The organism is Morganella morganii (assembly GCF_019243775.1).
In the GTDB taxonomy this organism is placed as follows: Bacteria; Pseudomonadota; Gammaproteobacteria; order Enterobacterales; family Enterobacteriaceae; genus Morganella; species Morganella morganii.
Genome location: NZ_CP069157.1, coordinates 3350769 through 3364879 on the forward strand (window position 1 = coordinate 3350769; position 14111 = coordinate 3364879).

Below are 14111 nucleotides of genomic sequence, written 5' to 3' on the forward strand. Positions count from 1 at the left end.
GAGGATAATTCTCATTTCCGCGTCTTCTGATACAGGGGATAACTATGACACTTCCGGAAATGATAAAAATGACAATAAAACCATCACCATTCAGCATCAGGGCGGCCGGTTCTGCCATTGTGCTGGCACTCGGGCTGACAGCGGCACCGGCCGGAGCCGCAGATCTCACGCTTGATCTGCCCGAACAGGCACTGAGCCGTTCACTGAACACCATCGCACAGAAGGGACAAATCCAGTTACTGTATGATGCCGGACAACTCGGCGCACTGCGGGCACCGGCTCTGCACGGCAGCTATTCCGCACAGACCGCCATCCAGACACTGCTGGCAGGCTCCGGCCTGACGCTGGTGCAGCAGGGCAGCAGCTATGTTATCCGCCCGCTGACAACCGAAGCGGAAACCATTTTAATCCCGGAAACCCGGGTTCAGGGCGAACTGGCTTACCATCCGGCCACGGATGTCATGTCTGCCCCGCAATACATTACTGCGGAGGAGATCCGCCAGCGCAATACCGGCGACGGCAACGTCACGGAACTGCTGCGCACCAACCCGGCGGTACAGTTCGCCGGTAATGACAGCTCGTCCCTCAACCAGGGCGAAATCAAACCATCACGGATTTCCATTCACGGCGCATCCAGTTTCCAGAACGCCTATAAACTCGACGGCATCAGTTTTAACAACGATTTCGACCCGGCAAAAGATACCCTGGGTGAAACCTCCACCCGTCTGGACAGCGGCGACCAGGGCATGTATATAGACAGCCGTCTGATCGACAGCGTGACGGTTTACGATAACAACATCCCGGTGGAATTCGGCGGCTTTACCGGCGGCAGTGTGGATGTCACCAGCCGCCGCTGGAACGGCGAAAACAGCGGCCATATGTATTACCGCACCACCCGCTCCTCCTGGAATCATCTGTTTGAGGATTCCTCACAGCCGATTGATTCATCAAAAAATGATATCAGTCACCCAGCCCGTTTCCAGAATGAATATAACAAACACGATTTCGGCGGCTGGTTTGAAGTCGGTGTAACAGAAAACAGCGGCCTGACGGTATCCGCCTCCCGCCGTACCTCCACCATCCCGGCCAATACCTCGGTACTGATGGCAGTGATGGAAGGTGAAGAACTGATCGGTTATGAGTTTGATAAGCGCAAACGCAACCAGAAACGTACCTCAGACAACCTGTTTGTGAAGTATGCAATGGATCTCTCGCCGGTCACCACGGCGGATATTTCCCTGAATTATTCTGACTACAAGGCGCGTTTATTCGCCTCCAATATTGCCAACTCCGGTTATGACAATAACCACAAAGGGTTAGGTGTGACCGGTGTTCTGAAACACCAGACCAGCCTGGCTGATCTGGAATTCACCCTGGGTTATCAGAAACTGAAAGATAACCGCGTGAATGACGAGCAGAATTTCTATGAAATGAAGAACCGGTCACCGGACGGAAAAACGATTGTTAACACCAAAATGGGCGGACTGGGTGATCTACGGACCGAGCAGGACAATGTCACCACCAAAGCCGTCGCCCGTTTCCTGCCGTCAGAAGGCTTCGGGATCACACACCGCCCGACACTCGGGATGGAATCCACCCATACCAAAGGCCGCTATATCCGCGATAAGTCGCACTATCACACCAGCGAGGACTATGTCAGCTATGCGGAATGGGGGTTTGAGGATCCGGTAGTCAACAAGCACCGCTTCCTGCCGGGAACCGCCTCTGTCAGTTATAACAACTACTCCCTGTTTGCCGATGACAATATTGAAATCGGCCGCCTGACACTGCGTCCGGGTGTCCGTGTTGACCGGGATGATTTTGTCCGGCAAACCAATATCGCGCCGCGCCTGGCCGCCACTTACGACCTGTTCGGTAATAAAGAAACATTGCTGATCGCCGGTGCCAACCGTTATTACGGCCGCTCCATGCTGACTTATGCCCTGTACGGCGCGCAGAATGCCGGGCTGGAAAAATGCTATATGTGCGGCTTTATGGGCATGGATCCGACCTGGGATAAAACCAATGATTATGAAGGCCTGGATTCACTGAAAACCCCGTATAACGATGAGATTTCCCTCGGCCTGCAACAGGAAATCCTCAGCACCACCTGGCGTCTGACCTATGTCCACCGTGAAGGTTACGATGAAGTCCGCAGCCGCACCAAATACAACAACCTGACCGAGTCAGATAAATACTCCGATAAAGGAAAAATCCGTACCTTTGATAATGCCGGACGCAGCAAACATGACTCCGTTACCCTGGCTGTCAGCAACAGTCAGCCGTGGGAATGGGGACAGGCAACCCATGTCTTTACCTCCTCAATCGTCTGGCAGGATACCAAAACCAACTTCCCGTCTGACCAGGGCTATGCCTTCTTTGAACCGGGCACTGCCATTAACTCCGACAAAGTGATGTACGGCGGCAAAGTGATCGATGTCAGTGATCTGCCTGCCAGTAACTTTAACTCGCCGCTGAAGCTGAACGTTGAGCTGACCAGTGACTGGGATAACTACAACATTTCCTGGTACAACCGCCTGCAATGGTGGGGCGCGCGTAATCAGGCTGTCCGTCATGACAACGAAGTGGTCCGTGATCCGCAGTACGGCGAGTTACGTGTCTATCAGAAAGAGCATTTCGCATCCAAATTCACCTGGGATACCCGCGTGAACTGGAAACCGGAGTTTGCTTACGGCGCGTCTGTCTCGCTGGAAGTGAATAACGTTCTGAATAACAAAAATGTCGCGGATACCTTTATCTACGCCGGTAACAAGGTGATTGCCTATGATCCGGGCCGTCAGTTCTGGTTACAGCTGAATTACGATTTTTAATCTGAGCATGTGAGCAATGTCTCTTAACGTTATGAATAATCAATGAAAACAATAAAACAATTTTTCTGGCTGGTGAAGCCGTTCTGGGGGCGGCGTGCCGCCCTGTTTTGCTGGTTCTTACTGTTGTTGTCTCTCGGGCTGACACTCTCCTCTGTCTGGTTCAATATCCGCATGAACCAGTGGAACGGGGATTTTTATAATGCACTGCAAAAGCTGGACGGCGCGGCGCTGTATCAGCTGATCAAATTTTTCGTCGTGCTGGTCAGCGGGCTGATTCTGGTGGTGGTGCTCGGCACGTATTTCCGGCAGAAACTGGCTATCCGCTGGCGGGAGGGGATGACAGAACAGATCCTCAGCCGCTGGCTGTCGCCGCAGAGCCGCCATTACCTGCTGCGCCTGACCGCCCGCGAGCCGGATAACCCGGATCAGCGGATTGCCGAGGATGTCCGCCTGCTGGTGGAATCTACCCTCAGTCTGCTGATCACCTTCCTGCATTCACTGCTGACCCTGATTTCCTTTGCCGCCATCCTCTGGCAGCTTTCCGGCAGTATTCTGCTCTCTGTCGCCGGTACTGACTGGCGCATCGACGGCTATATGTTCTGGGCCTGTATCGCCTACACCTTAGTGGGTATCGCGCTGACACAGCTTATCGGCGGGCCGCTGCGCAAACTGAATATGGAAAAACAGCAGCGTGAGGCGGATTACCGTGCGGCACTGATCACCCGCAGACAGCACGGCGATGCCATTGCCGGACAGCGGGGGGAGTTACAGGATAAACAGCAATTGCTGGCCCGCTTTGCCCGGGTGGCGGCCAACTGGAATCAGCTGATCCGCTGCGAGCGGAATTTATCCTTTTATACCGTGGGTTATCAGCAGGTGACCGCACTGGCACCGATCCTGTTTGCTCTGCCGAAATTCCTCGCCGGGGAACTGATGCTGGGCGGATTAATGCAGCTGCGTCAGGCCTTCAGCAGTGTTGCGACGTCACTCGGCTGGTTTATTTTTGCCTATAAAGAGATAGCCGCCTGGCAGGCGACGGTAACCCGTCTGTACCATTTCGTCCGTCTGCTGGAAAATGACGCGGTGTCTGATGTCACCGAAACCCGTCAGTCGGCAGTGCGCCTGGATGTTTGCGCCGATATTCTGCTGCCGGATAATCGTCCTCTGCTGGAGAATGTCTCACTCTCTCTGCACGCCGGAGAATTTGCCATTATCAGCGGCCGCTCCGGACTGGGTAAATCCACTCTGCTGCGCACACTCAGCGGTCACTGGCCTTATTACCGGGGCAATATCAGCCGTGAACAGGATGTAATGTGGGTGCCGCAGTCACTTTATCTGCCGTCCGGGACACTGAAATCCCTGCTCGCCTATCCGCATACCGCCGCACAGTTCACGCCGGAGGCTTACCGCGAAGTGCTGGACGCCACCGGGCTTGCTGCACTGACACCACAACTGGATACCGATGCCGACTGGCGTCAGCGCCTGTCCGGCGGTGAACAGCAGCGGTTGCTGATCGCCCGTCTGCTGCTCAGTCAGCCAAAGCTGATGCTGCTCGATGAAATTACCTCCGCACTGGATGATGACAATGCGGTCCGCATGATCCGTCTGCTCCGTCAGCGTCTGCCGGACAGCACGCTTCTGCTGGTCAGCCACCAGCGTTTTCTTCAGCAGGAGGCAGATCGCGTGATCGCCCTGTCCGCCCCTGCCGCCACCTGCACATCAGGAGTCCGATATGCATTATAAACTGACCTTTGCCGGTGTGGTGCTGATCCTCACCGGCTGTACCGCTGTCAGCACAACCGGCACAGATAACCGTCCGCTGCCGCAGCGCAGTGATTTACAGCACATCCGCCTGGCAAACGGCATGAATGTGTATCTTCTGTCACGCCCGCAGCCCGGCGCAGAGCTGCGGCTGCTGGTGGAAAGCGGTTCATTACAGGAAACAGAAGAGCAGCGCGGTCTCGCGCATTTCACCGAACATATGGCCTTTAAAGGCACCACGCATTTCCCGGACACACAGAGTTTTAAACAGCTGGAAAAACAGGGGCTGAATCTCGGCAGCCATGTGAATGCCGCCACCAGCCTCAATTCCACTGTCTATAAACTGTCGCTGCCGCAGGCCACCCCGGAACAGATTCAGACCGGTTTGCAGGTACTCGCCGACTGGGCACAGGGCATGACCTTTGACCCTGTTGCGTTTGATAAAGAACGTTCCGTGATTATTGAGGAGTGGCGGCTGCGTCAGGGCATCGGCTTCCGCATCAATAATGCCCTTGAGCAACTGCGCTATGCGGGCAGTCTCTATGCGGAGCGTGACCCAATCGGGTTATTGGATGTGATCCGCCATGCACCGGTCAGCACAGCAAAAGACTATTATCAGACCTGGTATCAGCCGCAGCGGATGAGTCTGGTGGTTATCGGACAGTTTAACCGCCACGACGTCAGCAATCTGGCGGAGGCGTATTTTAATCAGCCCGCCAAAGAAGATGCCGCACAGGATGATCCGGCCCGTCAGCGCTTTGCCCCGCACCCAGGACTGCTGGTAAAACCCGTCTTCGATAAAGAGCAGGGACAGCGCATTATGCAGTTCGCGCTGCAGCGGGATATCCGCGCGCCGCTCAATACCCGTGACGGGCAGTATGATGACCTGCTGGATAATCTCTGGGTGACTATCCTCAACCAGCGCCTGACCGCGCTGGTGGATAACGGACAGCTACCGGCTGCCAGTATCAACCCGCAGGGCGCCATGCTGGACAGCCGCCGTCTTCAGCAACTGATGATAGTGCATCCGCAGGGCGGGGATTACCTCGGCAGTATCACCTTATTGTGGACAGAAATTCAGCGCCTGGCGACACAACCCGTCACACAGGCAGAGCTGGACGATGCCCGGCAGAGCCTGCTGGCGAAACTCAGTCAGCAGGCCGCCGGTGAATCCCGCTACGGTAATGATTATCTCGCCGATACCATCACCACCGCACTGGAATACAGAATGCCGGTTCAGGACAAACGTCAGCAGCTCACCACAGCATGGGAACTGCTCAAACCGGTCACACCGGATACGCTGAAAACCCATGTGAGCGGATTCCTGAATCAGGCATCACCACGGCTGGCGCTGCTCGGGCCGGACAGCGAACAGGCCCGTTTTGATGAGAAAGCGTTCACTGACCGCTGGCAGCAGATCCGGCAGTCCGCCCCCGGGCCGTTTTCCCTGACCGTGCGGCAGGTCGCGCTGAATGTCACCCCGGCGGCGGCCGGCAGCATTGTTCAGGAGCAGGCACTGCCGTTACCGTCCACGGAATCGTGGCAGTTATCCAACGGTCTGCGGGTCATTGTGCATCAGGATAAAAGCCTGAAAGATAATATTCAGATCAATCTGCGCATTCCGGGCGGCCGCTCACTGGAGCCGGCCGGACAGGAAGGACTGACCGACTGGGCACTGAAACTGCCGGAAAGCAGCGGTTACGGTGAGCTGAGTGCCCGTGAGCTGACCTTATTCAGCAAACAGCACAGTCTCAGCCTGCGGCCGTACAGTGAGCTGCTGAATCACGGATTCCGGGGTGAAGCCCCGCCGGAAGAACTGGATACCCTGCTGAAACTGCTGCATCTGAAGATCACACAGCCGCAGTTCAGCGGCGAAAAATTACTCCGCAATCAGCAGCTGACACTGGAAAGCCTGAACAGCACTCCGGTGGAGCGCCGCTTCCTGGATGCCATTAACCGTGAAAGTCATACTCACGGCGAACGTCTGGTGATAAATGAAAACGGCGGCTGGCGTCAGTTTACTGCCGCGCAGTTACAGCAGAACCACCGTCTCCTGCTCAGCCCGGTACAGGACATGACACTGGTGATCAGCGGTGCGGCAGATAAAAAACAGATAAAACAGGCTGTTGAGAAATGGATCGCCACCCTTCCCGCTTCCGGGCAGCGCCTGCAGTGGCGGGATCCGGCTATCGCACCCAAAATGCAATCCTTCAGCCGGACTTACCCGATAGCCAGCTCTGATAAAACCATGGTGAGTATTCAGTATGCCGCCCCGGCACAGTGGTCACTGAAAGAAAGCCTGACACTGCAACTGGCCGACAGCATCATCAGCAAACAGTTGCGCAGCGCATTGCGGGAACAGGCGGGCGGTATTTACGCCCTGAGTTTCTCCTCTATGCTGGCAAAACTGCCGTCACCGTACTACAGCGCCCGGCTGAATTTCACCACCGATCCTCAGCGCGCCGCAGAGATGACAGCACTGAGCCGGAATGTGCTGAAAACCCTGAAAACAGACGGTGTGAGTGACAATGCCCTGAAAGAAGCCAGAGCCAACTGGTTACTGGAAAAACAGCAGGTTTACCAGAGTGCGGCTTTCTGGACAGAATCACTGGCTCAGATTGCCGGGGACGATAATGAGTTTACGCGGATAACCGCAGAAGAGGCGTTAGTTAATCAGATAACCGCAGAGGATATAAACCGGGCATTATCCCGCTACAGCGGTGAGAATGAAAAATTATTTATGCTCACACCGCCATAATAATATAAAGCCGCTTAACAGCGGCTTTATTATTTCCGTTAACTGACAGAAATAACAATCATTGTATTAACGAATAATGAGAATATATTTTGTGATATATCTCCGTATTATCCCCCGAATGAGGCAGAGATAAAGAGAAACACAGTTGTTATATTTTCTGCGGGTGCCTGATTCTGTCCGGATCAGGCTATGTTTTCCCTGTTCCGGATAGAAGAAAGCCCCGATTACGTTTTTCAACATAAACCGGGGCCGAATCTCTACCAAACAATAGGGATTTTGCCTCCTTAAATTAAAGGAGTCAAGAGAAATGACCGGAAGATCAATAACAACATTAGCTATAGTTGCAGTGGTATTAATAACTGCTCTTACAATTTCTGATGTTGTAAATTCGTTACTCAATAATCATCGGGTATCCGATTTTTCATTGAAAGGCGGAGATATGCTGGTTGACGCAACATTGTCCTGTAACGATAAATGATGCTGAGGGGAGAAAATCCCCCCGTTTCTCTCTGTTGCAGGTAACGGTTAATCAGGCACCTTATTTTACTTTATTATTAACATTAATTTTATCCATAACCTACGCTAAAATTCTCAATAAAACCTGTGACTTTAGTTTTAAAATTACGATAGGAAATGGTGTTTCAGAAATTCATACCAGACCTGATAACAGTAAAAAATAAAAAAACCGCTGCAGGGAAATAATACCGGCAGCGGTTTTTATAATGACTGAAATAAATTACTTCTTATCGCCCAGTAAAACAGATTCCAGCGCGATAGTGATCATTTCATTAAAAGTAGTCTGGCGCTCTTCTGCCGGTAAATTTTCACCGGTACGGATATGGTCAGAAACGGTGCAGATAGTCAGTGCTTTTGCACCGAATTCAGCAGCCACACCATAAATACCGGCAGCTTCCATTTCCACGCCCAGAATGCCGTATTTTTCCATCACGTCAAACATTTGCGGATCCGGTGTATAGAATAAATCCGTAGAGAAGATATTACCGACACGCGCTGGGATCCCGGCGGTTTCTGCCGCTTCAACCGCATTACGTACCAGCCCGAAGTCCGCGATAGCCGCGAAATCGTTATCCTTGAAACGCAGACGGTTCACTTTGGAATCCGTGCTCGCGCCCATGCCGATAACCACATCACGCAGTTTGACATCACGGCTGATAGCCCCGCAGGAACCGACGCGGATAATGGTTTTCACGTCAAATTCAGTGATCAGCTCTTTGGCATAAATAGAGCAGGACGGGATCCCCATACCGTGGCCCATCACGGAGATACGGCGGCCTTTATAGGTTCCGGTAAAACCCAGCATGCCACGCACATTGTTGACTTGTTTAATATCTTCCAGAAAATTTTCTGCAATGTATTTCGCGCGCAGCGGGTCGCCGGGCATCAGAACAACATCAGCAAAATCACCGCGTTCGGCATTAATGTGAGGGGTAGCCATAAAAAAATCCTTTCAGTCAATCCAAAGGGAAAGGGCAGACTGAAAGCCTGCCCGAAAAAAAAGACACATTACAGCATGTTTTTGCCGTAATCCATCGGGGATAAATTAAAATAGGATGCAACAGTCTGCCCGATGTCCGCGAAGGTTTCACGGTAACCCAGAGAGCCCGGTTTGACTTTCGGCCCGTACACCAGCACAGGGATATGTTCGCGGGTGTGATCGGTACCCGGCCAGGTCGGGTCACAACCGTGGTCTGCGGTCAGGATCAGAATATCGTCCTCTTTCACCAGCTTCAGCATTTCCGGCAGACGGCGGTCAAACAGCTCCAGCGCAGCAGCATAACCTGCCACATCACGGCGGTGACCGTACGAGGAATCGAAATCAACGAAGTTGGTAAACACGATGGTGTTATCACCCGCCAGTTTTATCTCTTCCAGTGATGCATCAAACAGCGCATCAATACCGGTCGCTTTCACTTTTTTGGTGATACCGACATGGGCATAAATATCCGCGATTTTACCGATAGATACCACTTCGCCCTGCTTCTCTTCCACCAGCTTCTGCAGCATGGTCGCTGACGGCGGCTCGACCGCGTAGTCGTGACGGTTACCGGTACGTTCAAATGAACCGGCTTTTTCACCGGTAAACGGACGCGCAATCACACGCCCGATGTTGTAACCGCCTTTGGTCAGTTCTTCGCGGGCAATTTCGCACAGCTCATACAGTTTTTCCAGGCCATACGTTTCTTCGTGACAGGCAATCTGGAAAACGGAATCCGCAGAGGTATAGAAAATCGGTTTGCCGGTTTTCATATGCTCTTCGCCGAGCTGATCCAGAATCACAGTACCGGATGAGTGGCAGTTGCCGAGGTATCCCGGCAGATTGGCGCGTTTAACGAGGATATCCAGTAATTCCTGCGGGAAGCTGTTTTCATGATCGCTGAAATAGCCCCAGTCAAACAGAACCGGCACCCCGGCAATTTCCCAGTGGCCGGACGGGGTATCTTTACCGGAAGATAATTCCCCGGCATAGCCGTATGCGCCGATAATTTCCGCATTCTTATCCAGACCTTCCGGGAAGTGTCCGGTGGATTCCTCAGCTGCTTTACCCAGCCCCAGACGGGACAGATTAGGCAGATGCAGCGGGCCTTTACGGCCTTTATCTGCTTCACCGCGGGCACAGGCCTGTGCGATATGACCTAACGTGTCAGCGCCGGTGTCGCCGAAATCAGCGGCATCATGTGCTGCGCCGATACCGAATGAATCCAGCACCATAATAAATGTACGTTTCATACTTCTCTCCTGTGTCAGATCACGTCAGGATGCAGGGCTCCGCGTGAATAACAAAATTGTTCTTATTCGCTGATCCGGCGGTAAATCAGCGGGGTATCTGTAACCGGGCTCTCACTGAGTGTGACTGCCCGGCGCACGGCCTGAGCAGCTTCATTCCACGCATCTTCATTATTGGCGTGGATCATCGCCAGCGGCATCTGTCCGTCAGCAACACTGTTGATCGGCGCGATATCACTTAACCCGACACTGTAGTCAATCGGGTCGCTGGCCTTACGGCGTCCGCCGCCCAGCGAAACAACCGCCATACCCAGTGCGCGGGTATCCATGGCGGTCACAATCCCTTCTGTCTCAGCATAGACCGGTTTACTGAGCACTGCCGATGGCAGATAGTGCGAATAGCGTTCGATAAAATCAGCCGGTCCGCGCTGCGCGGCAACCATCCGGCCGAAGATTTCCGCCGCTTTACCATTATCCAGCACCTGCTGTAATTTTGCTTCCGCCTCTGTGCGGTCAGCCGCCAGCCCGCCGGAAACCAGCATCTCTTTGCACAGCGCCATAGTGACTTCATACAGGCGCGGATTGCGGTACTCACCGGTCAGGAAACGCACCGCTTCACGCACTTCCACCGCATTACCGGCGCTGGATGCCAGCACCTGGTTCATGTCGGTCATCAGTGCAGTGGTCCGGCAGCCCGCGCCGTTGGCAACCTGTACGATCGCCTGCGCCAGCTGCTCTGATAATTCATAGGTTGGCATAAATGCCCCGGAACCGACTTTCACATCCATCACCAGTGCATCCAGTCCTTCGGCCAGTTTTTTGCCGAGGATAGAGGCGGTGATCAGCGGAATGGAATCCACGGTTGCCGTAATATCGCGGGTCGCATAGAAACGCTTGTCCGCCGGTGCCAGTGAGTTGGTCTGGCCGATAATCGCCACACCGGTCTCTTTGATGATACGGCGGAAGGTTTCATCATCCGGGAAAATATCAAAGCCCGGAATCGCTTCCAGTTTGTCGAGCGTGCCGCCGGTATGTCCCAGGCCGCGGCCGGAGATCATCGGGATATAGCCGCCGCAGGCAGCCACCATCGGCCCGAGCATCAGGGAGGTCACATCCCCCACGCCGCCGGTGGAGTGTTTATCCACAACGGGGCCCGGTAAATCAAGGTTTTTCCAGTCCAGCACCGAGCCGGAATCCCGCATCGCCAGTGTCAGCGAGACGCGCTCCTGCGGGTTCATATCATGAAAATAGATAGTCATCGCCAGCGCGGCAATTTGTCCCTCAGAGACTGAGTTATCACGCACGCCGTTAATAAAGAAACGGATTTCCTCATCAGAGAGCGGGTGTCCGTCCCGTTTTTTGCGAATGATTTCCTGAGCCAGAAACACAGTGAACTCCTTAAAATACCGGATCCGTCCCGGTACCACAGATACCGGGTTAATCAGAAAGCCGGGCGGCAAAAGCGGCCCGGAAAGCGTGATTAATACTTACTGTCAGATTTGGCGTCTGCGTAGCCCAGTGCATTGAGCAGGCTGGCTAACAGGCTGGATGCGCCAAAGCGGAAGTGACGGGAGTCAGCCCAGCCTTCGCCCATGATACGGTCAGCCATCGCCAGATACTGCGCGGCTTCTTCCGCAGTGCGGACACCACCGGCCGGTTTGAAACCAACGGTTTTACCGACGCCCATATCACGGATCACAGTCATCATGATTTCCGCAGTTTCCGGCGTGGCGTTGACCGGCACTTTACCGGTGGAGGTTTTAATAAAGTCAGCACCGGCTTTGATGGAGATTTCAGATGCCTGACGAATTAACGCAGGATCTTTCAGCTCACCGCTTTCGATAATCACTTTCAGCAGCACATTGTGTTTCGCACAGACTTCTTTGCAGGCTTTCACCATATCAAAACCAACCTGGGTATTACCGGCCATCAGTGCGCGGTACGGGAACACCACATCCACATCATCTGCGCCGTAAGCAATCGCAGCATTGGTTTCAGCCAGTGCAATCTCAATGTCATCATTACCGTGCGGGAAGTTGGTGACAGTCGCGATACGCACTTCCGGCGTACCCTGCTCACGCAGAACTTTACGGGCCAGCGGGATAAAACGCGGGTAAATGCAGATGGCCGCAGTCTGGCCGGCCGGGCTTTTCGCCTGATGACACAGCGCAGTGACTTTCGCGTCAGTATCATCATCATTCAGGGTGGTTAAATCCATTAAGGACAGCGCGCGCTGCGCTGCGGCGGTTAAATCGGTCATAAAACTCTCCAACGTATGTCTGCGCCGTTGCCGGGCAGACGCAATATCTGAACGATGCAAAATGTGTTGGCGAGCGGGACTTGGTTCCGTGAAGACGTTGTCTCTCTTGAGATAAGAGCTAACGCTGAGATCCTTCTCACCGCGCTGTAATACAGGTGACTGATAAACAGAATCACCGAATCCGTTACATGGTATCCATGCCGTATTTGAGCATGTCCTGGCGCTATAATACGTGCCTTTCATCACGTTTATATAACAGCATTTACATCAATACATATGATTATGTGATAAAAATCACGTTAATGGCCTGATATGCACAAAATGGCAGCACATATTCACGGCATAGTATAGCGCAGGAAAGGGATAAACAGGGAGAGACAGAAAGACAAGTACACTGAATCAGTGAAGTGCACAGGTGAACCGGGTTCACCTGTGCAGGAAGAGCATTACAGTGCCAGGAAGAAACCGGCGATGGTTGCACTCATCAGGTTGGAGAGAGTACCGGCCATCACAGCTTTCATACCCAGACGTGCCACGTCTTTACGGCGGTTAGGTGCCATACCACCCAGGCCACCCAGCAGGATAGCAACAGAAGAGAGGTTGGCAAAACCGCACAGTGCAAAGGAGATAATCGCTTTGGTGTGATCAGACAGCGGTTGTAAACCGGCAGCAATCACCTGTGCATCCGGCTTCATGTATTCACCGAAGTTCATGAAGGCAACGAATTCGTTGACCACAATTTTTTGTCCGATGAACGAACCGGCGGTCATAGCTTCACTCCACGGCACACCAATCAGGAAGGCGATTGGCGAGAAGACCCAGCCGAGGATCAGTTCCAGTGACAGCTGCGGATAGTCAAACCAGCCACCGACGCCGCCCAGGATACCGTTGATTAAGGCGATCAGCGCGATAAACGCCAGCAGCATCGCACCCACGTTCAGTGCCAGCTGCATACCGGAAGATGCACCGCTTGCCGCCGCATCAATGATGTTGGCAGGGCGCTCTTCTTCCGCCATACCGGCCATTGCTTCGGTACGGTCATCAAAGTGTTCGGTTTCAGGCACCATCAGTTTCGCAAACAGCAGGCCGCCCGGTGCCGCCATAAAGGATGCCGCGATCAGGTACTCCAGCGGTACCCCCATCTGCGCATACCCGGCGAGAACTGAACCGGCCACGGATGCCAGACCACCACACATCACCGCAAACAGTTCAGAGTTGGTCATCCCGGAGATATACGGACGCACCACCAGCGGGGCTTCAGTTTGTCCGACAAAGATGTTGGCTGTCGCGGACAGGGATTCGGTACGGGAGGTGCCCAGCAGCTTCTGTAAACCGCCGCCGAGGATTTTAATCACAAGCTGCATAATGCCGAGGTAATACAGAACGGCAATCAGCGAGGAGAAGAAAACGATAACCGGCAGAACACGCAGGGCAAAGACGAAACCGCCACCGCCGAATACCTCGAACATTTTGTCGGATACCAGGCCGCCGAAAATAAAGTCCATCCCTTTCTGGCCATAGCCGATAACACTGGCGACACCGTCAGACATTGCCAGGAGGATTTTACGTCCCACCGGGACATAGAGAACCAGCGCACCGATCAGTACCTGAATAATGAAGGCACCGACAACAGTCCGCAGTTTGATTGCCCGGCGATCACTTGAAAACAGCACTGCGATAAAGATCAGCGCTGCCATCCCGACCAGACTCATAAGGAGTTGCATGGAAGTATCCCTGTTCACGATAATGTAGATTA

The 14111-nt window shown here is 53.6% G+C and carries 8 protein-coding genes; 3 read left to right on the forward strand and 5 right to left on the reverse strand.

Translation table 11 applies throughout. From position 1 onward, the window contains the following. Positions 1-68: 68 nt before the first annotated feature. Genes JL661_RS15995 through JL661_RS16005 form a run of 3 tightly spaced genes read left to right on the forward strand, consistent with a single transcriptional unit; the run spans position 69 to position 7350 of the window. A complete protein-coding gene (locus JL661_RS15995) occupies positions 69-2831 on the forward strand; it encodes a secretin and TonB N-terminal domain-containing protein (protein WP_062773234.1) in 2763 nt (920 codons plus the stop codon). A gap of 42 nt (positions 2832-2873) precedes the next feature. After that, entirely contained in the window at positions 2874-4574 is a 1701-nt protein-coding gene (locus JL661_RS16000) for an ABC transporter ATP-binding protein/permease (protein WP_004237071.1), read from the forward strand. After that, entirely contained in the window at positions 4564-7350 is a 2787-nt protein-coding gene (locus JL661_RS16005; protein WP_062773163.1) for a M16 family metallopeptidase, read from the forward strand. The genes JL661_RS16000 and JL661_RS16005 overlap by 11 nt, the downstream gene beginning before the upstream one ends. Before the next feature lie 736 nt (positions 7351-8086). On the opposite strand, the gene deoD is transcribed toward JL661_RS16005, so the two are convergent. From deoD to JL661_RS16030, 5 genes are all read right to left on the reverse strand, one after another. Next, positions 8087-8806, reverse strand: coding sequence for a purine-nucleoside phosphorylase (deoD, locus tag JL661_RS16010; protein ID WP_004237065.1), 720 nt, complete (start codon positions 8804-8806; stop codon positions 8087-8089). A gap of 68 nt (positions 8807-8874) precedes the next feature. Then, a complete protein-coding gene (gene deoB / locus JL661_RS16015) occupies positions 8875-10098 on the reverse strand; it encodes a phosphopentomutase (protein WP_004237064.1) in 1224 nt (407 codons plus the stop codon). Positions 10099-10160: 62 nt separating this feature from the next. Then, on the reverse strand, positions 10161-11483 hold the full coding sequence (gene deoA, locus JL661_RS16020) for a thymidine phosphorylase (protein WP_036417933.1): 1323 nt from the start codon (positions 11481-11483) through the stop codon (positions 10161-10163). 92 nt (positions 11484-11575) lie between these two features. Beyond that, complete coding sequence (gene deoC / locus JL661_RS16025; RefSeq protein WP_004237062.1) at positions 11576-12355, reverse strand: deoxyribose-phosphate aldolase; 780 nt, start codon at positions 12353-12355, stop codon at positions 11576-11578. A 446-nt stretch (positions 12356-12801) separates the two neighbouring features. Then, a complete protein-coding gene (locus JL661_RS16030; protein WP_004237061.1) occupies positions 12802-14067 on the reverse strand; it encodes a NupC/NupG family nucleoside CNT transporter in 1266 nt (421 codons plus the stop codon). Between the last annotated feature and the right edge of the window lie 44 nt (positions 14068-14111).